Source organism: Planococcus koreensis (genome assembly GCF_004761975.1).
In the GTDB taxonomy this organism is placed as follows: domain Bacteria; phylum Bacillota; class Bacilli; order Bacillales_A; family Planococcaceae; genus Planococcus; species Planococcus koreensis.
The window spans coordinates 64,801-87,003 of the sequence record NZ_RQII01000019.1 but is presented as its reverse complement, the minus strand read 5'-3'; the positions used below and the strand labels follow the sequence as shown (position 1 = coordinate 87,003).

Annotated in this window: 25 protein-coding genes and 1 tRNA gene; 1 reads left to right on the top strand and 25 read right to left on the bottom strand. The window is 49.5% G+C overall.

Annotated elements, in window-relative coordinates:
* Positions 1–5: 5 nt before the first annotated feature.
* The 7 genes from EGV91_RS04530 to EGV91_RS04500 all read right to left on the bottom strand — a co-directional run bounded on the left by EGV91_RS04530 (position 6) and on the right by EGV91_RS04500 (position 5,266).
* Positions 6–1,187 carry a phosphoglycerate kinase gene (locus EGV91_RS04530; protein ID WP_175580268.1) on the bottom strand — a complete coding sequence of 394 codons (1,182 nt, stop codon included), beginning with the start codon at positions 1,185–1,187 and terminating at the stop codon, positions 6–8.
* A 110-nt stretch (positions 1,188–1,297) separates the two neighbouring features.
* Entirely contained in the window at positions 1,298–2,302 is a 1,005-nt protein-coding gene (gene gap / locus EGV91_RS04525; protein WP_135501094.1) for a type I glyceraldehyde-3-phosphate dehydrogenase, read from the bottom strand.
* Positions 2,303–3,346, bottom strand: coding sequence for a sugar-binding transcriptional regulator (locus EGV91_RS04520; RefSeq protein WP_135501092.1), 1,044 nt, complete (start codon positions 3,344–3,346; stop codon positions 2,303–2,305).
* A 107-nt stretch (positions 3,347–3,453) separates the two neighbouring features.
* Positions 3,454–3,684 carry a glutaredoxin family protein gene (locus EGV91_RS04515; RefSeq protein ID WP_135501090.1) on the bottom strand — a complete coding sequence of 77 codons (231 nt, stop codon included), beginning with the start codon at positions 3,682–3,684 and terminating at the stop codon, positions 3,454–3,456.
* A gap of 16 nt (positions 3,685–3,700) precedes the next feature.
* Positions 3,701–4,474, bottom strand: a complete 774-nt coding sequence (locus EGV91_RS04510; RefSeq protein ID WP_135501088.1) for a TPM domain-containing protein — start codon at positions 4,472–4,474, stop codon at positions 3,701–3,703.
* The gene (locus EGV91_RS04505; RefSeq protein WP_135501086.1) at positions 4,471–5,049 is read right to left on the bottom strand and encodes a LemA family protein; all 579 of its coding nucleotides are present in this window, start codon (positions 5,047–5,049) and stop codon (positions 4,471–4,473) included. Before EGV91_RS04505 ends, EGV91_RS04510 begins: the two co-directional genes overlap by 4 nt.
* A gap of 145 nt (positions 5,050–5,194) precedes the next feature.
* A tRNA-Arg gene (locus EGV91_RS04500) sits at positions 5,195–5,266 on the bottom strand.
* Positions 5,267–5,438: 172 nt separating this feature from the next.
* Here EGV91_RS04500 and clpP point away from each other — a divergent pair.
* On the top strand, positions 5,439–6,050 hold the full coding sequence (gene clpP, locus EGV91_RS04495) for an ATP-dependent Clp endopeptidase proteolytic subunit ClpP (protein WP_135501084.1): 612 nt from the start codon (positions 5,439–5,441) through the stop codon (positions 6,048–6,050).
* A 438-nt stretch (positions 6,051–6,488) separates the two neighbouring features.
* On the opposite strand, the gene EGV91_RS04490 is transcribed toward clpP, so the two are convergent.
* From EGV91_RS04490 to lgt, 18 genes are all read right to left on the bottom strand, one after another.
* The gene (locus EGV91_RS04490) at positions 6,489–6,746 is read right to left on the bottom strand and encodes an HPr family phosphocarrier protein (RefSeq protein ID WP_135501082.1); all 258 of its coding nucleotides are present in this window, start codon (positions 6,744–6,746) and stop codon (positions 6,489–6,491) included.
* Between the two features lie 58 nt (positions 6,747–6,804).
* Positions 6,805–7,755, bottom strand: coding sequence for a DNA-binding protein WhiA (gene whiA, locus EGV91_RS04485; RefSeq protein WP_135501080.1), 951 nt, complete (start codon positions 7,753–7,755; stop codon positions 6,805–6,807).
* A gap of 21 nt (positions 7,756–7,776) precedes the next feature.
* The gene (locus EGV91_RS04480; protein ID WP_135501078.1) at positions 7,777–8,772 is read right to left on the bottom strand and encodes a gluconeogenesis factor YvcK family protein; all 996 of its coding nucleotides are present in this window, start codon (positions 8,770–8,772) and stop codon (positions 7,777–7,779) included.
* A 4-nt stretch (positions 8,773–8,776) separates the two neighbouring features.
* Complete coding sequence (gene rapZ / locus EGV91_RS04475) at positions 8,777–9,661, bottom strand: RNase adapter RapZ (RefSeq protein WP_135501076.1); 885 nt, start codon at positions 9,659–9,661, stop codon at positions 8,777–8,779.
* A complete protein-coding gene (locus EGV91_RS04470) occupies positions 9,648–10,139 on the bottom strand; it encodes an NUDIX hydrolase (protein ID WP_135501192.1) in 492 nt (163 codons plus the stop codon). The genes rapZ and EGV91_RS04470 overlap by 14 nt, the downstream gene beginning before the upstream one ends.
* Before the next feature lie 590 nt (positions 10,140–10,729).
* A complete protein-coding gene (trxB, locus tag EGV91_RS04465) occupies positions 10,730–11,683 on the bottom strand; it encodes a thioredoxin-disulfide reductase (protein ID WP_135501074.1) in 954 nt (317 codons plus the stop codon).
* 67 nt (positions 11,684–11,750) lie between these two features.
* Positions 11,751–13,277, bottom strand: coding sequence for a tetratricopeptide repeat protein (locus EGV91_RS04460; RefSeq protein WP_135501072.1), 1,527 nt, complete (start codon positions 13,275–13,277; stop codon positions 11,751–11,753).
* Positions 13,278–13,357: 80 nt separating this feature from the next.
* Positions 13,358–13,984 carry a bifunctional phosphoribosyl-AMP cyclohydrolase/phosphoribosyl-ATP diphosphatase HisIE gene (gene hisIE / locus EGV91_RS04455; protein ID WP_135501070.1) on the bottom strand — a complete coding sequence of 209 codons (627 nt, stop codon included), beginning with the start codon at positions 13,982–13,984 and terminating at the stop codon, positions 13,358–13,360.
* Entirely contained in the window at positions 13,981–14,733 is a 753-nt protein-coding gene (gene hisF, locus EGV91_RS04450; RefSeq protein ID WP_135501068.1) for an imidazole glycerol phosphate synthase subunit HisF, read from the bottom strand. Before hisF ends, hisIE begins: the two co-directional genes overlap by 4 nt.
* The gene (gene hisA / locus EGV91_RS04445) at positions 14,727–15,455 is read right to left on the bottom strand and encodes a 1-(5-phosphoribosyl)-5-[(5-phosphoribosylamino)methylideneamino]imidazole-4-carboxamide isomerase (protein WP_135501066.1); all 729 of its coding nucleotides are present in this window, start codon (positions 15,453–15,455) and stop codon (positions 14,727–14,729) included. Before hisA ends, hisF begins: the two co-directional genes overlap by 7 nt.
* Complete coding sequence (hisH, locus tag EGV91_RS04440; RefSeq protein WP_135501064.1) at positions 15,424–16,083, bottom strand: imidazole glycerol phosphate synthase subunit HisH; 660 nt, start codon at positions 16,081–16,083, stop codon at positions 15,424–15,426. The genes hisA and hisH overlap by 32 nt, the downstream gene beginning before the upstream one ends.
* On the bottom strand, positions 16,080–16,667 hold the full coding sequence (hisB, locus tag EGV91_RS04435) for an imidazoleglycerol-phosphate dehydratase HisB (protein WP_135501190.1): 588 nt from the start codon (positions 16,665–16,667) through the stop codon (positions 16,080–16,082). Before hisB ends, hisH begins: the two co-directional genes overlap by 4 nt.
* Positions 16,667–17,947 (bottom strand): histidinol dehydrogenase, encoded by a 1,281-nt coding sequence (gene hisD / locus EGV91_RS04430; RefSeq protein ID WP_135501062.1) that lies wholly within the window; start codon positions 17,945–17,947, stop codon positions 16,667–16,669. The genes hisB and hisD overlap by 1 nt, the downstream gene beginning before the upstream one ends.
* Positions 17,944–18,570: an ATP phosphoribosyltransferase gene (hisG, locus tag EGV91_RS04425; RefSeq protein ID WP_135501060.1), complete on the bottom strand. Its 627-nt coding sequence runs from the start codon at positions 18,568–18,570 to the stop codon at positions 17,944–17,946. Before hisG ends, hisD begins: the two co-directional genes overlap by 4 nt.
* A complete protein-coding gene (gene hisZ / locus EGV91_RS04420) occupies positions 18,563–19,726 on the bottom strand; it encodes an ATP phosphoribosyltransferase regulatory subunit (RefSeq protein WP_135501058.1) in 1,164 nt (387 codons plus the stop codon). The genes hisG and hisZ overlap by 8 nt, the downstream gene beginning before the upstream one ends.
* Before the next feature lie 133 nt (positions 19,727–19,859).
* The gene (locus EGV91_RS04415) at positions 19,860–20,375 is read right to left on the bottom strand and encodes an acyltransferase (RefSeq protein ID WP_135501056.1); all 516 of its coding nucleotides are present in this window, start codon (positions 20,373–20,375) and stop codon (positions 19,860–19,862) included.
* Between the two features lie 46 nt (positions 20,376–20,421).
* Positions 20,422–21,357: a nucleoside recognition domain-containing protein gene (locus tag EGV91_RS04410; RefSeq protein WP_135501054.1), complete on the bottom strand. Its 936-nt coding sequence runs from the start codon at positions 21,355–21,357 to the stop codon at positions 20,422–20,424.
* Between the two features lie 14 nt (positions 21,358–21,371).
* A complete protein-coding gene (lgt, locus tag EGV91_RS04405; protein ID WP_135501052.1) occupies positions 21,372–22,184 on the bottom strand; it encodes a prolipoprotein diacylglyceryl transferase in 813 nt (270 codons plus the stop codon).
* Positions 22,185–22,203: the final 19 nt, after the last annotated feature.

Sequence of the window (22,203 nt, the reverse complement as noted above, 5' to 3'; positions counted from 1 at the left end):
TCCTTCTATTTATCGGTTAATGCAGTAACGCCAGGCAGATCCTTGCCTTCCATAAACTCAAGGGAAGCACCGCCGCCCGTAGAGATATGGTCCATTTTGTCGGCTACGTTGAATTTCTCGACAGCCGCCGCAGAGTCTCCTCCGCCGATAATCGTATAAGCTTCTGTTTCCGCCATTGCTTGCGCGACGGATTTCGTACCGTTTTCGAACGAGCTCATTTCAAACACGCCCATAGGCCCGTTCCAGATGACCAGCTTCGAATCTTTGATGACATTCGCATAAGTTTTAGCGGTTTCAGGTCCGATATCGAGGCCCATCCAGTCAGAAGGAATTTCAGAAATCCCCACGACTTTCGTTTCGCCATCATTTGAAAATTCTTTTGCTACGACGACATCAATCGGCATGTATAAGTTGACGCCTTTGTCCTTCGCTTTTTCAATGAATGATTTAGCAAGGTCGATTTTGTCTTCTTCAAGCAGCGAGTTCCCGACTTCATTGCCTTGCGCTTTGCTGAATGTATACGATAAGCCGCCGCCGATGATCAGGTTATCGACTTTATCCAAAAGATGGTCGATGACACCGATTTTGTCTTTGACTTTGGCTCCACCGATGATCGCCGTAAACGGACGGTCCGGTTCAGACAAGGCTTTGCCAAGGACATCCAGCTCTTTTTCCAGCAGCAAGCCGGATACAGCTGTCAGATGTTCCGCAATGCCAGCTGTCGATGCGTGCGCACGGTGCGCGGCGCCGAATGCATCATTGACGAAAACATCTGCCAGCGCTGCGAATGCTTTGGCGAGTTCAGGATCATTCTTTTCTTCGCCTGCGTGGAAACGGACGTTTTCAAGCAGGATGACATCGCCTTCAGCCATTGCCGAAATTTCCTGTTCCACTTTTTCCCCGATCGACTCATCGAGGCTCTTAACTTGTTTATGTAATAATTCGGTTAACCTGGCTCCTGCTGCTGCCAGTCTCATGTCTTCGTTGACTGCACCTTTCGGGCGGCCTAAATGACTTGCCAAAATAACTTTTGCTCCGTTTTCGATCAAGTATTCAATCGTTGGAACAGCTGCGCGGATCCGTGTGTCGTCTGTCACTTTTCCTTCTGACATCGGAACATTGAAATCCACTCGGCAAAATACGCGTTTCCCTTTTAAGTCCACGTCTTTCATGGTCATTTTCTTCAACATGAAAATCCTCCCGTTCATATAAAAAAATAAGGGGCGGGGTAAATCCCCACCCCTTTTACCCTCTTTCATTATAGAGGTTCATCGGTAATTAAGCTATGATTTTGAGATTACAAGCCTGTTTTGTACATGTGAAGAGCCAAGTCGATGCAGCGTGCTGAGTAGCCAGACTCGTTATCGTACCAAGCAAGGACTTTCACCATGTTGCCGCCAAGTTCCATCGTTGACAATGCATCAACAGTCGCTGAAGCTTTTACGCCGTTATAGTCTCTTGAGACAAGCGGAAGTTCGCTGTATTCCAAGAAGCCTTTCAATTCATTTTCAGATGCTTCTTTAAGCGCTGCGTTTACTTCCTCAATCGTTGTTGAAGTTTCAAGTTCAGCGACCAAGTCGATCAATGAAACGTTTGGTGTAGGAACGCGGATTGCCATTCCGTCCAATTTGCCGACCAATTCCGGCAATACTTTTGTTACCGCTACTGCTGCGCCTGTAGTTGTCGGAATCATGGATTCTGCAGCTGCACGTGCACGGCGGTAATCTTTATGCGGTGAGTCAAGCAAGATCTGGTCATTCGTGTATGAGTGGATCGTAGTCATCATCGCGCGTTTGATGCCGAATTTGTCGTTCAATACTTTGGACATTCCAGCTAAGCCGTTTGTTGTACAAGATGCATTTGAAACGACTTTGTCTTCTGCTGGATCGTAGCTTTCATGGTTAACGCCCATAACAAGAGTTTTCATGTTTTTGCCCGGTGCAGAAACGATTACTTTTTTCGCGCCAGCTTCGATGTGTTTTTCAGCCGCTTCAGCGTCAGTGAAGAATCCAGTCGATTCAACAACGATGTCGATGTTCAATTCGCCCCATGGAAGGTTCGAAGGATCTTTTTCAGAGAAGACTTTGATTTTCTTGCCGTTGACGATCAAGTATTCGCCTTCAGAAGAAATTTCAGCGTCCATCGTTCCGTGGACTGAATCGTATTTCAACAAGTGTGCAAGCATTTTCGCGTCAGTCAAATCGTTTACTGCTACTACTTCCACTTCTTCATGAATCAATGCTTGGCGGAAAACAATGCGTCCGATGCGTCCGAATCCGTTAATTGCTAATTTTAAAGTCATTTATAATTCCTCCAGTTTTTGTGTAAGTTCAATTATTTGCCGGGCCGCCCCTTCATCAGTGACGAGCACCGTCCCTTTGGCTGCAATTTTGCAATACGATAGAATTGCCTGTGCTTTCGAATGCCCCCCGGCTACTGCCAGGATGAATGCGGCATTTTTGACTTGCTCCAATTGGATTCCCGCTGTACGGATGCGATAAACCACTTCTCCTTGAGCGTTGAAGTAGTAGCCGAATGCTTCGCTTACTGCGCCGCCGGATCGGATATGCTCCACTTCTTCGCTGGAAGATTTTCGCTGCAATGCAATTTCCTCGGCATTGCCGATTCCATGCACGACAATATCCGTCCGGTCGTAGTGGTCCATCATGTCTTTGATGACCGGTTCGCGCAGCATCATCTCGAACGCTTCCGCGCTAAGGTGATCCGGCAGGTACAGCGTTTTGACCGAGCCGCCGGTTTTGGCGGCAAATGCTGATGCAATGGTGTTCGCTTGGTGGAGGACATCTTCGCCCAAGCCGCCGCGTGCAGCGACAAATTGAAGCGCGTTGTCTTTCCTGTCAGTGGATAACTCTTTCGAGATGGCTGCCATCGTGCTGCCGCCGGTCACCGCAACAATTTTATGCTGGGCGAACCGTGATTCAAGCAGCCGGGCAGCTTCTTTGCCGATATCGCCTTTGACGGCCGGCATGTCGTCGCTGTCTTGCGGGACAATGTGCACCCGCGCGATTCCCAAAATGGATTTCAATTGCTGTTCCATGTGCGAAAGTCCGGAAACTTCGCGCATGAATTCTTTCAGGGCCTCCAGAACAGCTGCACCTTGATCGGTGACAACCATTCCAGCGGTTTTTGCTTTTATCAGCTGTTGGCTGCGCAACAAATCAGTTTCGTTGCGGATATCGCGTTCTTTCATGCCGGCAAGTTCGCTGAGTGCGCGCCTGCCAATGGGCTGTTCTCTCTGGATAGCCTGTAAAATCTGATAGCGTTTTTTCAGGAGGTCGGTCATTTCCGGCACGAGCTTGTTCTGCGCTTCCGTTAATGGATCCATTTATTCACTCCTTTTCGTACGGGACAATTTCCGTCCCAACACTTTTATTCTGTCCCACTCATTTCATTCTAGCTGAGCTTTCGAATAAATGCAAATAAAAAGAAGCGTTAAAGTTCTAACGCTTCCAATAATTCAATATAGCCGATATTGCCGTAGATGATCATTTCGCCATTGCGCTCGATCACCGGAATCATCAGCATGTATTTTTCATGCAAAGCGTCATCGCTTTCGATGTCCACTTCCGTCCAGTCGATATCGAAATCCTCCTGGACCAATTTCAGCATGAGCTTCGCTTCATCGCATAACGGACAATTTGCCCGTGTGAATAATGTAATCATGTTCACCCTTCTTTCGTTACCATCCTCGGCCAGCTCCGCCGCCGCCGGAAGAACCGCCGCCGCCTCCTCGGAAACCGCCGCCTCCACCACCACCGAAGCCACCGCCAAAACCGCCGCCGAATGAGCCTGGCCCCATATAGCCGCCCCGCCGCACCCGTCCGCCTGGACCGCCTCTGCCGCCGCGCGACAGCAAATACATCACGACAATGACAGTAATGACGATATAGAACGATGGGATTCCGCCGCCTTCGTCTTCCCCAGAAGAAGCAGCGGCCTGTGGTTCGACCGGCTCGCCATTCCAATTATATTCGGCAGCGACTTCCTGGTAAAGCGCTTGATAGGTATTGAGAATTGCTTGGTCAGGGGCGTCTTCGCGCAAATACGGTACGGCATAGTCATCCAAGATGCGGCCCACCTTGCCATCCGGCAACGCGCCTTCCAGGCCGTAGCCGATTTCAATATAGATTTCCCGGTCTTCCATCGCCAGCACGACCAGCACGCCGTTATTCGCTTCTTCCGAGCCAACGCCATAATGGCGGAATGCTTCATAGGCGTAGCTTTCAATCGGTTCGCCTTCCAATGAAGGAATGGCCATCACAGCAATCTGTGCCGTCGTGGCATCTTCAAGCCCAGTGCCTAACTGCCGGATTTCCTCTTCCTGTTCAGCCGAAAGAACGCCGGCGATGTCCTGGATGTAAATATCATCCTTCAGCTCCGGAAACTCGATTGCAAAAACCATTGCGGCCGGAAGCATCAGCAATAGAAATAAACTAGCTGTTTTCCGAATCATTCCTCATCAGTCCCAAAGTCGACTTCGGGAGCTTCTTGTGCATCTGGATCTGCTTCAAAGTACTCTTTTTGTTCAAAGCCGAAAACGCCAGCGACCATATTGCCTGGGAAACTTCTGGCTTTGCGGTTGAATTCCGTTACAGAAGCGTTATAATTCTGGCGGGCAACCGCGATGCGGTTTTCCGTCCCAGCCAATTCATCAGACAGCTGCTGGAAATTTTCGCTTGATTTCAATTCCGGGTAATTCTCAACTACGACCAGCAACCGGCTCAGCGCGCCGCTCAATTTTGCATCAGCGTTTGCCTGTTCTTGCACCGTATTAGCCCCTGCAAGGTTAGAACGGGCTTCTGTGATGCTGTTGATGACTTCCTGTTCCTGGTTCGCGAACCCTTTCACCGTTTCCACAAGGTTCGGGATCAAGTCGAGACGGCGCTGCAGCTGGTTCTCAATTTGCGCGTACGATTGGTTAACGTCTTCCTCGAGCGACACGAAGCCGTTATAGCTCGGCACAATCATCGCGGCGATTAACGCAATGATCGCAATAATCACCACGATGGGAATCAATAATTTCTTCATAAAATTACCCCTCTTCATTTCTTCTGGAATACTATTCAATTCCCTGAAATGGCGTTTTTTCAAACTCCTCTTTAGGAGATCTGGCAGGAAAAGAAAAAACAGCGCACCTTCTCCAGTTTGCTGGAAAAGATGCGCTGCTTATGTATGCCCTCGGAGAGAATCGAACTCCCATCTTAAGAACCGGAATCTTACGTGTGATCCATTACACTACGAGGGCAGGTCACTATTGGCGACTTTTCTATTATATACAGAGATACAAAACATTTCAAGCTTGTTTTTTCAATTCGTTAGATTTGACCTTCATTGACCAAGATGTGTATGATATTATTACAGCTGAAGAAGATTTCAGTATAGTTAGCCAATACCTTATTATGAGGAGGAAATTATCCATGAATTTAATTCCAACAGTAATTGAACAAACGAGCCGCGGCGAACGTGCCTATGATATTTACTCACGTTTGCTGAAAGACCGCGTTATCATGCTGGGCAGCGGAATTGACGATAATGTTGCCAACTCTATCGTCGCACAGTTGCTGTTCCTCGAAGCTGAAGATCCAGATAAAGATATTTCGATCTACATCAACAGCCCTGGCGGCAGCATTACAGCCGGTATGGCGATTTACGACACTATGCAGTTCATCCGCCCGGATGTTCAAACGATCTGCATCGGCATGGCCGCTTCAATGGGAGCTTTCCTATTGGCAGCCGGCACGAAAGGCAAACGCTATGCGTTGCCGAATGCTGAAGTCATGATTCACCAACCACTTGGCGGCGCACAAGGCCAAGCGACGGAAATCGAGATTGCCGCAAAACGCATCTTGTTCCTTCGTGAGAAATTGAACACGATCTTGTCAGAACGCACTGGCCAGTCTTTGGATGTCATTTCCAAAGATACAGACCGCGATAACTTCATGACTGCAGAGCGTGCGCTTGAGTATGGTTTGATCGACCAAATCATCACTCGCAGCAAATTGCCTCAGCACACAAAAGAAGATATCTAAAACAAAAATCCCGCAGCTTTTCGGAGCTGCGGGATTTTTTTGTGTTTTAAGGCAGGATTTTTCAATTGAAGCTATTGAACAAAACCACTCTGCTAAAATAGATACTCCTGTCCCTGACCCTGCATTGCTGCCCAGCTTCGTTGTTTCACAGTTTTCTTGGGAGTCAGAGCTGTTTTGCTCCATATCTGGAAACTTACATAAATCTTTGATGTTCTAACTAATATGAAATGATTTGCTATTAAGAAATATCTTTGAATGAAGCGGAAGGCGGCGACTTCAGCGGGAAAGCGAGACAGGCGAGACCCTGCAGGAGCGCAGCGACGAAGCGGCTCGGCGCTCGCCCGCGAAACGCGTCCGCCTGCAGCGAAATGAAACAGTCTGTCACTATATTATTTTTAATACAAAAAATCCCGCAGGCCTCAAAGGCTGCGGGATTTCTTATGCTTCTTTTTCGATCAGGGATGACAAAGCGCTTACTGCTTTCTCTTCATCCGATCCGTCTGCTGAAATGGTTACATTCGTGCCTTTGCTGATGGCCAGGCTCATAATGCCCATGATGCTTTTCGCATTGACTTTCTTTTCGTCTTTTTCCAAATAGACATCCGCATTGTAGCGGTTGGCTTCTTGGACGAACAAAGCTGCTTGCCTTGCCTGCAATCCGGATTTCAATTGGACTTCCACTTGTTTCTCTACCATGCTGTCCCTCCTCTAAAACGTAACTGGACTTACTAATATATGAAAGAATGGCGCGGTGCTACCGGCCAATCGTTTCTCCTTTTCTCAATTGCTCCGCGATTTCATCAATCTTGCGCAACCGGTGATTGACACCCGATTTGCTGACGTTGCCGCTCGAAACCATCTCACCGAGTTCCTTCAGTGTAACATCTTGATACTCAACGCGCAGTCTGGCAATTTCCCGAAGCCGTTCAGGCAACTGGTCGATGCCGATAATGGAATCGATAAAGCGGATATTCTCGACTTGCCGCAGTGCTGCATCAATCGTCTTGTTAAGGTTTGCAGTTTCGCAATTCACCAGTCGATTGACGCTATTGCGCATATCACGGATAATGCGGACGTCTTCGAATTTCAATAAAGCCATGTGCGCTCCGGCGATGCTAAGGAAATCTGAAATCTTTTCTGCTTCCTTTAAATAAGTCACAAAGCCTTTTTTCCGTTCAATGGTTTTACTGTTCAAATGGAAATGATTCATCAGCTCGACCAGTGAATCTGCATGGTCTTTGTAAAGCGAGTAGATTTCAAGGTGGTAGGAAGAAGTTTCCGGATTATTGACGGATCCCCCTGCCAGGAAAGCACCTCGCAAATAAGCTCGCTTGCAGCAAGTTTTTTCAATCAGGCTTTTGTCAATTTCATGCTGAAATTGGAACCCTTCCGAAATGATCGCCAAATCCTCAAGGACGTGCTTCGATCCTTCCCGGACTCTGCAGATGTAAATATTGTTCTTTTTCAAGCGCATTTTTTTCCGGACCAGCAATTCGACCGGATACGCTGGATAAAAACGTTTTAAGAAGGTATAGATGCGCCGCGCAATCGCTGCGTTTTCTGTTTGTATATCAAGGCTCAACTGCCGATTCGAAAACGACAATGTGCCATTCATGCGGATTAAAGCGGATAGCTCGGCTTTGCCGCAGCAATCGTCCACTTCTATCTGCGTCATTTCTTTTTTTGTTTCGGAAGCAAATGACATGCCGTCCCCCCTCTCCTCACATCAAAAATACAGATGCTTCGGTGTTTCTTTTTCGAGGCCTCCGGCGTATTCAAACAGCCACTGCGCCACTTTCATCGGTTCGTGCCGAACGGCTTTTCCGAATATACTGGTGATGTCTTGTTTGTAAACCTCAAGGCCCATTTTCTCCAGCTCTTCCTCGTCGCACTCGACTGGCGATGCCAGTTCTCTCTTATAGCGCTCCGCAACCGTCAACGGCACTTGGATCTTATCGAGCAAAATTGCGTCCAAAAATGGTTTTTCTACATGTGCATAAAGAGCTTTGACATGGTCTGAGGCAGTATAGTCGTATGTTTCCCCAGCCTGCGTCATTAAATTGCAGATATAAATCTTTTTCGCTGTCGATGCCATCAAAGCCTGTTCAATGTCCTTGACCAGAAGATTCGGCAATATGCTTGTGTATAAAGAGCCCGGCCCGATGATGACGACATCCGCTTTGCTGATGGCCGTGATTGTGTCTGGCAGCGTTTTGACGTCATGCGGCTCTAAGAACACGCGCTTGATCGGCTGCAGATACATGGGAATCTTGGACTCACCACTGACAATTGTGCCATCTTCAAACTCGGCGTGCAGCGTCACCAATTGATTGGCCGCTGGCAGCACAGTGCCATTGACATTCAACACTCGGCTCATCTCACGGACAGCATGAGAGAAGTCCCCGGTAATTTCAGTGAGCGCGGCAAGCATCAAGTTGCCAAGTGAATGCCCATCCAAATCCAGGGACTGTTTAAAACGGTATTGGAACATTTCCGCGACGAGTGGTTCAGCATCCGATAATGCCGCCATCACATTTCGGATATCGCCTGGAGGCGGAATATCCAAATCATTCCGCAGCCTGCCAGAACTGCCGCCATCGTCAGCAACGGTCACGACTGCTGTCAAATCGAGCGGAAACATTTTTAAACCTCTTAATAATGTGGAAAGGCCTGTGCCTCCTCCAATAATGACAACACGCTTCCGGCGCAGAGTATCTTCCATGCACTCAGCCCTTTCTAGTTTTAACGTCGCGGTGCGTAACAATCGTCTTATAATTTTCCGCTAGTAATTTTCCGTAGTATTCGGCCAAAGTCACCGAGCGGTGCTGGCCGCCTGTGCAGCCGAAAGCAATAACCAACTGAGCCTTGCCTTCGCTTTTGTATTGCGGAATCATGAATTCGAAGAGGTCAGTCAATTTAGCAATCAAGGTTTGGGTTTCATTCCATTGCAGCACGTAATCCGATACAGGCTTATCGAGCCCGGACAACGGATTCAGTTCTTCAATATAGTACGGGTTCGGCAAAAAGCGCACATCAAACACCAAATCTGCATCGATTGGCATGCCATGCTTAAAGCCGAATGACATGACGTTGACCGTAAACACGTTACTGGTCTCGGTCGCAAAATCCGTCATGATCCGCTCTTTCAGCTCACGCGGTTTCATCGTTGACGTATTGTACATGTATTTCGCGCGGCCCTGCAGATCCATCAGCATATCGCGCTCTTTTTTGATGCCGCCGAGCACTAGCCCGCCTGGCGACAGGGGATGCGAACGTCGGGATTCTTTATAGCGGCTCACAAGTGTCTGATTGTCAGCGTCAAGGAACAGGATGGTTACGGAAACTTTTGGTTCTTTCAAGAGGTTATCGATGGCGTCTACAAGGCTGTCGAAGAAATCTCCGCCTCGCAGGTCCATGACCGCAGCCACACGCTTCATCGACTTTCCTGAATCTCGCATCAATTTGATGAACGTCAGCAATAAGGCTGGCGGCAGGTTATCAATCGTGAAAAAACCGAGATCCTCAAAGCTTTGGATTGCCACGGTTTTCCCCGCTCCAGACATGCCGGTAATGATGATCAATTCAGTTTCGTCGGTATTATGATTTTCCATTTAGGCGTGTCACCTCTTCTGTTGAAGTTTGTATGTGCTCAGCCAGCAGCTGAAATTCTGGGGTGTAGTGGAATGTGCCGTATTGCATGCCCGCCTGTTGCACCGCAAACTGAAGATTCGTGCGGTCCCCTTCGGCCATTGGCAAAAACGCTAAGCTTTCAACTGGATGCCATTCGAGCAGCCCTTCGCGCGTTTCTTCGAAAGTTTTGCCTTCCAAGCCGTGCGCCACGAACGTGAACAACATCCATTCATCCACAATCCGGCCTTCATCATGGATCATCATCGTGTAAATTCCTTTTAAATGAGTATTCAAAGGCGTAGCACCCGTTTCTTCAATAAACTCACGGATGGCCGCTTCGTAAATCGATTCACCGGATTCCATTTTTCCACCCGGAGCAACGTACCAGTCGCGCCGAGGTTTTTTTAATAATAGTACTTGCCCATTGCGGACCACTAGTAAATTCGCTATTCGCTGCACTGTCGACACTCCGTATCTTTTGTAAACTCTCTCCATTATACATCTATCCTGGCGTGTCATGCAAAAAAAGAAAAGCGGAAAGAGCCGGTTAGCTTCGACAGGCATAAGATAGGCTGGCGAAGCGGCGCTTTTTGCCGCACAGCCAGAATGGCTTATGACCCGAGAAGCTGGCTCTTGCAGCTAGACAAAAAGAAAAAATGTAAATGTCCATCGAAGGTAGATGGGAATAAAACGAATCGCCGCAGCGGCATATTTTCAGCCACATCGCCCGAGTAGAGCCTATCTTTGAATTCTTCAAGAAGCATGCTTGTTAACAGGCGTTAAAATATTTTTAACATGTGTTCCTCGGAAATTAACAAGCACTAACAAGCTGTCAACATGAACTGGTTGGAATTTAACCGGCACTAGCCCACTACTACTCTTCTGCCCTGATGTTCAAACACATAATTTTACACAAAAAAAGCCGCCTCCCGGAATCTCCGGAAAGCGGTCTGTCAAAGTGTTCTATAAAAAGGGGGTCAATTTACTCTTCCTATATTAGCACCTCTTCATGACAACGCTGTAACAACTAGGTTAAGAAGTGATTAAAATCATGCTTTTTGGCCGATTTTTTCAACCAATTCTTCAATATAATGCTGACACGCCTGTGCCGCGATGCTGCCGTCGCCAGTAGCCGTTACAACTTGGCGCAGCATTTTGTCGCGTACGTCTCCAGCTGCATAGATCCCAGGGATGCTGGTTTCCATTTTTTCATTCGTTTCAATATAGCCTTGGTCATTCAAAATACCAAGTGAAGCGAATGGTTTTGTCAGTGGCAGCATGCCGATGTAGATGAATACGCCATCTGCATCGAATTCCTGTTCACTGTCATCTTTGGTCGAAACGAGTGTAACGCTTCCGACTTTGCCGTTTTCGTCATTGATTTCTTTGACGGTGTGGCTCCAGATAAAGTCGATTTTTTCGTTGGCGAACGCGCGGTCTTGAAGAATTTTTTGTGCGCGCAATTCGTCGCGGCGATGGACGATCGTCACTTTATCCGCAAAACGGGTCAAGTACACGCCTTCTTCAACTGCTGAATCTCCGCCGCCGACAACGACAAGGTTTTTGTTTTTGAAGAATGCGCCATCGCAGACTGCACAATAGCTGACTCCGCGTCCTCCAAGTTCGTTTTCGCCAGGCACGCCCATTTTCTTATACTCAGCGCCTGTTGTAATGATGATTGCGCGGGCTTTGTATTCTTTCGAACCGGCAATGATCGTTTTGTATTCTTCGCCGTCGATAATTTCTTTGACGTCGCCGTAAGCATATTCCGCACCGAATTTTTTCGCGTGCTCGAACATTTTTGTTGAAAGGTCAGGTCCCAGGATGTGGTCGAAACCTGGATAGTTTTCAATTTCTTCCGTATTCGCCATTTGGCCGCCCGGAATTCCGCGCTCCAGCATCAACGTCGTCAAATTTGCGCGTGATGTGTAAACTGCGGCAGTCATGCCTGCAGGTCCTGCTCCAATAATGATAACATCATAAACATTCGTAGTTTCGGTCATTTTATGGCCTCCTAAATCTCAGTAAGTAAATCGTATAAGAATCCGCGCACATCAGCAACTTATTTGCCTATGATTCAAACAGCGGCAAAAAACGGATCAGTTCTGTGACGTATTTCGTCAATGTCGCAGTGGTAATGCCGTAATGGGCGGCAACGGATTTTTTCGTTGCTGCCGTGTCTCTTGATGACTTTACCATGTAGGTGACCGCTGCTGCCAATGCTTTCGGATTTTTAAAAGTATAATTCTGTTCGAATGCTTTTTCAACCAGCATGAACCACATCTGGAACGTATAAGATCCTTGCTCTGTCACCATGCCGTTTTCGGCATAAAGCAGTTCCGTCGCTTCCATCGCCCGCTTGAAAGCGCGCTCTTCCGCCACTTCCATTTTAAACGGATGGCCGAGCGCGTAGCCAAGCATATACGTTTCGATAACGGACGGCTGCTCGGATTTCAACCAATTCGGATGCGAGATGATTTCCTGTTTATGGGCGGACTTGCCCAATAGGAACATGCCGAATAGCCGCTCACTTTTGTGGCTGTGGTCAAGCTTTTTCACGAGGTAATCGCGGTTATGCTCCAAAGCGTCTTCATGCGGCATCACGCCATTATCGGCCCACGGTTCGTAGCCGCCTTTGGTCGGATCCATTTGTGTCAGCTGCTTCCATGCCTGCTTCGCGATATCTTCATGCCCCGAATGGTAAGCGGCATGCGACAGCCAGAAATAAAAGGCTGGATCGCCGTCGAATCCGCGTTTCTGTAAGCTTCTCAGCCAGCGGTACGCTTCTTTGTATTTGCCGACCAATGCAAATGTTGCTCCCAGTTTATAGCGATGCTCGAAGACATACGGCTGGATCTTTTTCAAGAGCTCCAGAATATCTTCAAGCTCTTCATTTTTCTCGTAATAATGAAAGACCGCTAAATTGCATAAGGCATGAAGATTTCCGGTATTCCGTCTCAGCACATCATGCAGCAGCGCTTTCGCCATTTCAGCTTCGCCGACATAGAAATAGGCGAGCGCGAGATTATTATGCGCTCCCCAGAAATCAGGCTTTTCTTCCACCAGCTTCTCAAGCAATTCAATCGCTTCCGGGAAATTCCCTTTTTCCATCATGCGGCGCGCCTTTTCCTGCTGATAAAAATATTCGCTGTCCTGTGCTTCGCCCTCATCATCAAAAAGCTGCCAGTCTTCCTGTTCCGCAAAATCGATGATTTCCAAGGCTTCTTCGTGATATTCGCCCTGCGGCTCTTTTTCGGTATATTTTTTCGCGTAATTTCGGGCATCCAAAAACATGCCGAGATGCGCGTGGACCTCTGCCAGGAAAAATAAGGTTTCGGATTTGTTCACATCAAGCCCATGGGCCGTGCGGAGCGCGTCCATCGCCTGCTCGAATTCACCTGTCTCCATCAGCACGATGCCATATTGAATCCAGATATCCGCATCCTGCGGGCTCAATTCCGTTGCACGTTGCAAGTATTTATGGGCTTTCGGATAATGTTCCCGCTGCAGCTCTCGCATCGCCTTTTTGTAATAGTATTCTCCTGACGGTATGAATGACAGGAGGTTGTCGTTGTGTTTTTTCTTTTTATTCTCCAAAATATGCCTCCGAAAAAGTAAAAGGAACGATGAAATCGCTCCTTTACTCAAATGTGCTGTTATTATAGCATATTTCCCTATTATTTACTTGTTGTTTTTGACTCATGGCGCTCTTTCAGCACATCGATGACGGCATCCAAGCTGACTTTCTGTTCCTGCAGCAAGACCAAGACATGGTAAAAGAGATCCGCTGTCTCCATTGACAATTCTTTCGCATCGCGGTTTTTCGCCGCGATGATGACTTCCGCCGCTTCTTCGCCGACTTTCTTGCAGATCTTATCGACGCCTTCTTGGAATAAATACGTCGTGTACGCGCCTTCCGGCATTTCGGTTTCACGCTGTTCGATCATCGAAGCCAGTGCCCCGAACATATCCGATTTCGATTCGTTCGGCGTGCCGGACAAGGTTTCGTAGAAACAGCTTTCTGCGCCGGTATGGCAAGCCGGGCCGTTCGGAACCACTTCATAAATCAGTGAATCGCCGTCGCAGTCAATGCGCACAGCTGTCACTTTCTGCGTGTTTCCGCTTGTCGCGCCTTTATTCCATAGCTCGCTGCGGCTTCTTGAATAAAGCCATGTTTCGTTCGTTTCGATCGTTTTTGCCAACGCTTCTTCGTTCGCGTATGCGAGCGTCAGCACTTCTTTCGTTTCGGCATTCTGTATGATGACGGGAACGAGCCCCTGGCTGTCAAATTTCACATTGTTCATCGGACATTCACTCCCTCTTTCCGCAGATAATCTTTCACTTCTGCGACGCTTGTTTCTTTATAATGGAAAATCGATGCCGCTAATGCTGCATCGGCATCCGCTTGTTTAAATACTTCTGCAAAATGTTCCCGGTTTCCTGCACCGCCGCTCGCAATGACCGGCACTTCCACCGCATCGCGAACCGCTTTGGTCAGCTCGATGTCAAAGCCGTCTTTTGAACCGTCTTTGTCCATGCTTGTCAGCAGGATTTCACCGGCGCCCAGTTCGACGCTCTTCTTCGCCCATTCCACGGCGTTCCACTCTGTCTTGTTGCGGCCGCCATGCGTATAGACGTCCCAATGGTCGCCATTGCGTTTCGCATCGATTGCGATGACGATGCACTGCGAGCCGAAATAATCGGCGCCTTCTTTGATCAGTTCCGGACGGTCGAGCGCCGCCGTGTTGAGCGACACCTTATCCGCGCCCGCACGCAACATCCGCTTCATGTCTTCAAGCGTGCGGATGCCCCCGCCGACTGTAAACGGGATCGATAATTCCGTCGCGACAGTTTTCACGACTTCAACCATCGTCTCCTTGCCTTCGTGGGAAGCGGAAATATCGAGGAACACCAATTCATCGGCGCCTTGCTTGTCATAGAAACGCGCAAGTTCAACCGGATCTCCAGCGTCACGCAGCGATACGAAGCTGACACCTTTGACAACGCGCCCTTCTTTGACGTCCAGGCACGGAATGATGCGTTTCGTCAGCATGACAGCGCCTCCTCAAGCGTAAAGCGGTTCTCGTAAAGCGCTTTGCCGATGATGACACCCGAAATCGGGCTGCCTTCAGCGGCTACTTTAACGTTTTTGATATCATCCAATGTTCCGATGCCGCCAGAAACGATGACGCCGGCATCGCCTGAAGCAACCAGTGCTTTATTGGCATCGATGTTCGGCCCTTGCAAGGTGCCGTCCGTCGCGATGTCGGTATAGATGAAATGCTTCGCGCCATGCGTTGTAAAAAACGCAGCGACGTCTTGTGCAGACTGGCCGGAAGTTTCGATCCAGCCTTCGGTTGCGGCCATGCCGTCTTTGGCGTCAATGCCGATGACGATGCGGTCCGCCCCGAATTCTTCGATAAACGACACGACCAGTTCCGGGTTGCGGATGGCCAGGCTTCCGATGATAACGCGGCTGATGCCGTTCGATAAATAATACTGAATGTCTTCGCGGGAACGGATCCCGCCGCCGATTTGTACGTTGACCGGAAGCTTCGCCGCTTCAATAACCACTTGGTCATTGATGCGCACACCGTCTTTGGCGCCGTCCAGATCGACCATATGGATCCACTCGGCTCCAGCGTCGACGAATTTTTTCGCCATATCTACCGGCGAATCACCGTAAACTGTTTCTTGTGCGTAATCGCCTTGAAACAGGCGCACGCATTTGCCGCCGCGCAAATCAATCGCGGGATAGATTTGAAACTTGCTCATCTGGGTTCCTCCTGACATTCGCAATCCATTGCTCTAATAAATGATGGCCGAAATCGCCGGATTTTTCGGGATGGAATTGCATGCCCGTGATCAATCCTGTACCGACTACGCCCGGTACGTCGACATTGCCATAGCTTGCCGTGGCGAATACCTCGTTCGGATCCGTGTTGAGCGCGAGAAATGAATGCACAAAATAAACATGCGTATCCACTTGCAGCTCATCCAGCCAATACGGCAAACGCGAGAATTCCAGGCGGTTCCAGCCCATATGCGGAATCCGCTGCGTGCCTTTTTCAAAATTGAAACGGCGGATATCGCCTTTTAAAAGTCCCAAACCTGTCGTTTGGCGCACTTCTGAACTGTCTTCATACAAAAGCTGCATCCCTAGGCAGATGCCCAGAAGCGGGATGCCGCGGTCTGGCAAAGAGCGGATAAAGCCCGCAAGCTCTTTTTGCTCCAGCAAGTCCATAGCGTCCGGGAATGCCCCGACGCCGGGCAGGATAATCGCTTCCGCTTCCAGCAGAATGGCCGGGTCATCCGACAAGATGACGGTGCAATCGAGTTTTTTCAATGCCTGTTCAACACTGAACAGATTGCCCATGCCGTAATCGATGATGCCGATGATCATGTCAACAGCCCCTTTGTGGATGGCACGCCTTTCACACGCGGGTCGATGCTCGTCGCTTCGTCGAGTGCACGGGCCAATGCCTTGAATACAGCTTCGATGATGTGATGCGTATTTTGGCCGTAATGGATGATGACATGGACGTTCATGCGTGACTCGAGTGCGAATTTCCATAAGAATTCACGCACTAGCTCGGTGTCGAACGTGCCCACTTTGGCGTTCGGGATGTCCCCCCGCATTTCAAGATGCGGGCGGTTCGAGCAATCGATGACGACTTGCGCGAGCGCATCATCCATCGGGATAAACGCATTGCCGTAGCGGCGGATGCCTTTTTTATCGCCAAGCGCTTCTTTGACCGCCTGCCCGAGTACGATGCCGATGTCTTCCGTCGTGTGGTGGTCGTCGATGTGCGTGTCGCCGTCAGCTTTTATGCTGCCGTCAAACTGGCCATGCTTGATGAAAAGGTCCAGCATATGGTCCATGAACGGGACGCCAGTAGCGATGTCCGCCTGGCCTTCTCCGTCCAATGAAAACGCGACAGCAATTTTCGTTTCATTTGTATTGCGGTTGATTTCTGCTTTTCTCATCATCGATTCTCCTTTTTCCATGAACGCGATTCTACTGCGCGTGCGTGCCCTTCGAGTCCTTCAAGGCGGGCCAGCCGCGCAATTTTCGCTTCGTTGTTTTGCCACGCTTGCTCGCTGTAATAGATGATGCTTGTGCGTTTCATAAAATCATAGACCGACAGCGCACTCGAAAAGCGGGCTGTGCTATTGGTCGGCAGGACGTGGTTCGCTCCGGCAAAATAATCACCGATCGGTTCGGATGAAAAACGCCCGATGAAAATCGCGCCGGCATTTTCGATGCGGTCCGCGATTTTTTCCGCGTCATCCGCCATGATTTCAAGATGCTCCGGCGCCAGTTCATTGGCGGCTTCGATCAGGCGTTCCATCGTTTCACCGATGTAAATGACGCCATGGTCTGCAATCGCCTTCGCCGCAATCGCTTGCCGCGGCAAACTTTGCAGCTGCTTCTCGACTTCCGCCGAAACGGCATCCGCCAAGTCTTCGCTGGTCGTCAACAGCACCGCTGTCGCCATGGGATCGTGCTCTGCCTGGGACAATAAATCCGCCGCGATTTCATCGGCAAATGCCGTGTCGTCTGCGATAACGGTGATTTCGCTTGGTCCCGCAATCATGTCGATTGCGACTTCGCCGAACACTTCCCGTTTCGCCAATGCGACGAAGACGTTCCCCGGCCCAGTGATTTTGTCGACCGGCCGGATCGACTCGGTACCGTATGCCAGTGCAGCAACCGCTTGGGCGCCTCCGACTTTATAGATTTCTTCAATTCCAAGAATATGTGCTGCGGCGAGTACGCCGTCCGACAGCTTGCCGTCTTTGCCAGGCGGCGACACCAGAACGATGCGCTTGACGCCTGCGACTTGTGCCGGGATGACGTTCATCAGCACTGAAGACGGATAAGCGGCTGTGCCGCCAGGAACATAAAGCCCCGCGGATGGAATGGCCGTTACACGCTGTGCTACGTAAGAGCCGTCGTCGTTGGTATGCGTATAGCCTTGCTGGCGCTGGTATTCGTGGTAGGTGCGGATATTGTCCGCCGCTTCCGTTAAATCTTCCAGCAGCTGCGGTTCAAAGCGGCTTACCGCTTCTGCGATTTCCTCTTCGCCGACGCGCAGATTTTCGACTTTCACGCCGTCCCATTTTTCAGTGAAGCGGGTTAATGCTGCGTCGCCTTCCTGCTGAACGGCCGCGATGATGCTTTTTACCGCAGCCAGCTGCTCTGCACTGGCTTCAGCAAGCGAACGCCGGATGGAAATGCCGGATTTCAGCTGTTCTTTCTTCATGTGCGCACCTGCTCCCTCAGCTTGCCGACAAGTTCGCGGATGCGTTCTTGCTTCAACCGGTAGCTGACAGGGTTAGCGATCAATCGTGATGTGATATCTACAATTTCTTCATATTCGACCAGGCCATTTTCCTTTAAGGTTTTGCCTGTTGAAACGATGTCGACGATGCGGTCTGCAAGGCCGATCATCGGAGCCAGTTCAATCGAGCCATTCAACTCAATGATTTCCACTTGCTCGCCTTTGCCGCGGTAAAAACGGGAGGCAATTTTCGGGTATTTCGTCGCAATTCGCGGCGTCACTGCATTCATTTCCGTATTCGGCAGCCCGGCTGTCGCAATATAACAGCGGCTGATGCCGAGGTCGAGCAATTCATGCACCGAGCGGTCGAGTTCTAGCAAAACGTCTTTGCCGGCAATGCCGACATCAGCGACACCGTGTTCAACATAGACAGGCACGTCCATCGGCTTCGCCAGGATAAAACGGATCCGTTCGTTCGGCGCCTCTACGATGAGCTTGCGCGAATCGTCAATTTCTTTCGGCAAATCGTAACCCGCCTTCAGCAGCAATTCGTAAGCTTCTTCGAATATACGGCCTTTTGGCATGGCAATCGTCAATTCATCCATTCAAAGCGCCTCCTAAATTTCTAACTTCACTGAACAGCGCACAGAAACTTTTCGTATCCCGCACAGCCGGCCCATATTGCAGCGTTGCCCGAGCTCCTTGCGCACGAAGCTCTTGCGCTTCCTGATGTGCCTGTTCTTCTGATTGTTCATCGAATAAAATCAGCGTATGCCGGTCGTCTTCAGCGCTTCCTGTTGCCGCCTCCAATAGCCGGTCAATCCGAAGGCCGAATCCTGTTGCGCCGACCTGCATGCCGAATTGCTGCATCAACCCGTCGTAACGGCCGCCATTGCCAAGCGGAAATCCGCTTCCGGCTCCGTAGAATTCAAACACCAGCCCGGTGTAGTATGTCATGTGGCTGATAAATGACAAATCGTATGTGATGGCTTCTGATAAGCCGTTGCGTGCGATAATCTGTTCCAGCTTTAGCATGTCTTCGTATAAAGCCGTTTGCTGGGCATTTGCGGAATCGATGTACGGCCTCCAATCTTCCAAAGAAGACGTTGCCATCAATTTTTTGAATGCGCCGGTTTTTGCTGGGTCCATATCCATGTAATCCGCCAGTTCGTCAAAACCGACGTTGTTTTTGGATACGAGCGCTTCACGGATCGCTTCGATCTGTCCGCTGTCGAGACCGAAATCTTGCAAGATCAAATGCAATAATTGGGTGTTGCCGATGACGACCCGGCCAGATTCAACATTCAACTCCTTTAGTATCGTAGAGGCCAGAATGATAACTTCTGCATCTGCGTAAAGGGAATCGTCTCCAATCAGCTCGACGCCCATTTGTTCAAATTCCGCCGGACGGCCGCCTTCGCGTTTCTGGGCGCGGAATACATTTGAATAATAGCCGAGCCGGACCGGCATTTTTTCTTTCAATAGTTTCGACGCCGCCACCCGTGCTATCGGTGACGTCATGTCCGGACGCAGCACCAAGGTTTCGCCTTGGCTGTCAAGCAGCTTGAAAAGTGCATTATCAGGGATCGCTGAGATCTTGCCGATGGTTTCGTAGTATTCCAAAGTCGGCGTCTGGAGCATATCGTAGCCTGCTTGTTCCATAATAGCCGTCCCTTTTGAACGCAATGCCGATTTCTTTTTTGCGATAAACGGAAAGTCGTCGCGCATGCCTAACGGTTTTTCGAACATTTGGATTGCCATTTAATCACTTCCTATTTTTGGATATAACGCTTTAGTTCGCTAATGAGGTAGAGAGATGAAGTAGTGCTATTTTATCTTATTTCGCTTTCAGCCGTCAAGGATTTAGCAAAAAATCCTGAAAGCACACTGGCTATCAGGATTCTGGTTGTTGGCGCAGGGCCATTTGTTCAGCTGTATAAATGATTTTCATGGGATTGCCGCCGACAAAAGCGCCGGAAGGCACATCTTTATGGACCAGTGTCGCGGCTGAAACGATCGCGCCGTCGCCGATTTCCACACCAGGCAAAATCGTGCTATTGGCTCCGATGAGCACTTCGTCTCCTATTATTACTTCCCCCAAACGGTATTCTTTAATCAAGTATTCATGTGCCAGAATGGTGGTATTATAGCCGATCACTGAATTTCTTCCGATTTTGATTTTTTCGGGAAACATGACATCGGGCATCACCATCAGCGCAAAAGATGTATGTTCGCCGATCTCCATGTGCAGAAATTTTTTGTACAGCCAATTCTTCAGCGGCAAAAACGGCGTGTAGCGCGCTGTTTGGATAATAAGAAAATTCTTCGCGACTTTCCAGAACGGCACGGTCTTGTAGATATGCCAAAGCGAATTGGGCCCGTCGACAAAATGGCGCTCCGTTTTTCTCATCGGCTTGCTTTCTTTGCGCGTGCCCGGGAATTGTCAACTAAATTGGTCATGTGGATACCGCCCCTTTTTGGTTTTGTTCTGCCCGTCTCCATAAATAAGAGATGAAGATGGTCAGGATCAGCGCGGTCGCTACCCGAATCGCCAATAACGGCCAAATCGGAATGCCAAGCGGGATGAAAATCAGTGTATCTTCTACAATGGCGTGGCAAGCGACCAGGAATATGAACACAAGTGTTGCATCTTTGCGGCTGACGCCGTCTTCCTGAACCGCTTGGATCATCACTCCAGCACCCATCGCCAAGCCGAAAACGAGGCCTGACGCCAATGTGACTGAAGCGTTCTTCTGAACACCCAAAAGCCGTGTCAGCGGTCCCATGGCTTCCGAAATACGCTGCAAATAATGCTTATCTTTCAAGACCTGGATCATGATCATCAATGGAATGACGATCAGCGCCAGCTGCAATACACCAAACGACGCTTTTTCAAGCCCCAAGAGGAAAATGCCTCCCCATCCTTCCGGCGTTGCCGCAGCTGGAGGCGCAAAACCGTATTGCGCGGTTTCCCCGCCGCCTTTCCAGAAAAGGTTGATGACGATTCCCGACAAAGCCGCCAAACCGAAGCGCACTGTCAGCACCACCCATAATTTAACACCGACTTTCAGCGCCACACCGGTTTCGATAAAAATATTATGTGAAAATGACAGCATGACCGCCAGGATGAAAACTTCCTTGACCGTCAGTTCTAATGACAAAATACCGGCAATCCCCGCATACAGGTTCAACGCATTGCCCAGCACAAGCGGAATGGCAGCGTCGCCACTGAGGCCGAAAAGGCCCATGAGCGGCGCGACCAAATCAATGATGAACGGCAGCACCGGCGTGAATTGCAGCATCGTCACCAAAAGCGTAATCGGGAAGATGATCTTCCCCAAGGACCAAGTGGTTTTCAGGCCGGCGATAAAGCCTTTTTTCAATGTCTGCATTCGATCTCTTCTTTCTATTTATCCAAATAATGTGGAGGATTTTTTAGTTTCACTCGGCGATAAACGATAAAGGCAACACCGATGACGATGGCCGCAACTGACACCAATTGGGCCGCCCGCAGTTCGCCAATGACATATAAGCTGTCTGTCCGCATGCCTTCGATAAAGAAGCGCCCAACGGAATACCAGATCATATAGAAGAAAAACATTTCGCCGCGCACCAGATTGACCCGGCGCAGCAACAGCAGAATGATGATCCCCACTAAGCTCCATAACGATTCATACAAGAAAGTCGGATGGTAGTAAACGCCATCTATGTACATTTGATTGATGATCCAATCAGGAATGGCCAAATTCTCCAAGAAACTGCGGGACACTTCACCGCCATGCGCTTCCTGGTTGATGAAATTCCCCCAGCGGCCCACTGCCTGGCCGATCAAAATGCTCGGGGCCAAAATATCCGCCACCTTCAAAAAAGGTGTATTGCGGCGTTTCGTGAAAATATAAGCGACAATCACCGAAGCGATGAGCGCTCCGTGGATGGCGATTCCGCCATTCCAGATTGCGAAGACTTCAGCGGGATTGTCTTTGTAATTTTCCCATTCGAACATGACGTAATAAATGCGGGCGCCTACAATTGCCAGCGGCACCGCCCAAATCAACAGATCCGTCAGAAAATCCGGGTGAAGCCCCCGCTTGACCATTTCACGCTGGCCGACCAAAAATGCGATGACAATGCCTGCTGCGATGATGACGCCATACCAGCGGACTTCGATCGGACCAAGCGCGAACGCGATCGGATCTATTGAAGCTAAAATTGAAAACATCCCTTGCACCTACCCATTC

Coding starts and splice junctions, on each gene's coding strand:
- hisH (WP_135501064.1), bottom strand. CDS start 16,083: ATGATCATCGGCATCATCGATTACGGCATGGGCAATCTGTTCAGTGTT.
- gap (WP_135501094.1), bottom strand. CDS start 2,302: ATGACTTTAAAATTAGCAATTAACGGATTCGGACGCATCGGACGCATT.
- hisA (WP_135501066.1), bottom strand. CDS start 15,455: ATGAGCAAGTTTCAAATCTATCCCGCGATTGATTTGCGCGGCGGCAAA.
- trxB (WP_135501074.1), bottom strand. CDS start 11,683: ATGACCGAAACTACGAATGTTTATGATGTTATCATTATTGGAGCAGGA.
- clpP (WP_135501084.1), top strand. CDS start 5,439: ATGAATTTAATTCCAACAGTAATTGAACAAACGAGCCGCGGCGAACGT.
- hisZ (WP_135501058.1), bottom strand. CDS start 19,726: ATGGCAATCCAAATGTTCGAAAAACCGTTAGGCATGCGCGACGACTTT.
- hisF (WP_135501068.1), bottom strand. CDS start 14,733: ATGCTGACGAAACGCATCATTCCGTGCCTGGACGTCAAAGAAGGGCGC.
- EGV91_RS04505 (WP_135501086.1), bottom strand. CDS start 5,049: ATGAAGAAATTATTGATTCCCATCGTGGTGATTATTGCGATCATTGCG.
- EGV91_RS04410 (WP_135501054.1), bottom strand. CDS start 21,357: ATGCAGACATTGAAAAAAGGCTTTATCGCCGGCCTGAAAACCACTTGG.
- EGV91_RS04480 (WP_135501078.1), bottom strand. CDS start 8,772: ATGGAAGATACTCTGCGCCGGAAGCGTGTTGTCATTATTGGAGGAGGC.
- EGV91_RS04490 (WP_135501082.1), bottom strand. CDS start 6,746: ATGGTAGAGAAACAAGTGGAAGTCCAATTGAAATCCGGATTGCAGGCA.
- whiA (WP_135501080.1), bottom strand. CDS start 7,755: ATGTCATTTGCTTCCGAAACAAAAAAAGAAATGACGCAGATAGAAGTG.
- hisIE (WP_135501070.1), bottom strand. CDS start 13,984: ATGAACAATGTGAAATTTGACAGCCAGGGGCTCGTTCCCGTCATCATA.
- hisG (WP_135501060.1), bottom strand. CDS start 18,570: ATGGATGAATTGACGATTGCCATGCCAAAAGGCCGTATATTCGAAGAA.
- EGV91_RS04510 (WP_135501088.1), bottom strand. CDS start 4,474: ATGATTCGGAAAACAGCTAGTTTATTTCTATTGCTGATGCTTCCGGCC.
- EGV91_RS04515 (WP_135501090.1), bottom strand. CDS start 3,684: ATGATTACATTATTCACACGGGCAAATTGTCCGTTATGCGATGAAGCG.
- hisD (WP_135501062.1), bottom strand. CDS start 17,947: ATGAAGAAAGAACAGCTGAAATCCGGCATTTCCATCCGGCGTTCGCTT.
- EGV91_RS04520 (WP_135501092.1), bottom strand. CDS start 3,346: ATGGATCCATTAACGGAAGCGCAGAACAAGCTCGTGCCGGAAATGACC.
- rapZ (WP_135501076.1), bottom strand. CDS start 9,661: ATGGAAAATCATAATACCGACGAAACTGAATTGATCATCATTACCGGC.
- hisB (WP_135501190.1), bottom strand. CDS start 16,667: ATGAGAAAAGCAGAAATCAACCGCAATACAAATGAAACGAAAATTGCT.
- EGV91_RS04415 (WP_135501056.1), bottom strand. CDS start 20,375: ATGAGAAAAACGGAGCGCCATTTTGTCGACGGGCCCAATTCGCTTTGG.
- lgt (WP_135501052.1), bottom strand. CDS start 22,184: ATGTTTTCAATTTTAGCTTCAATAGATCCGATCGCGTTCGCGCTTGGT.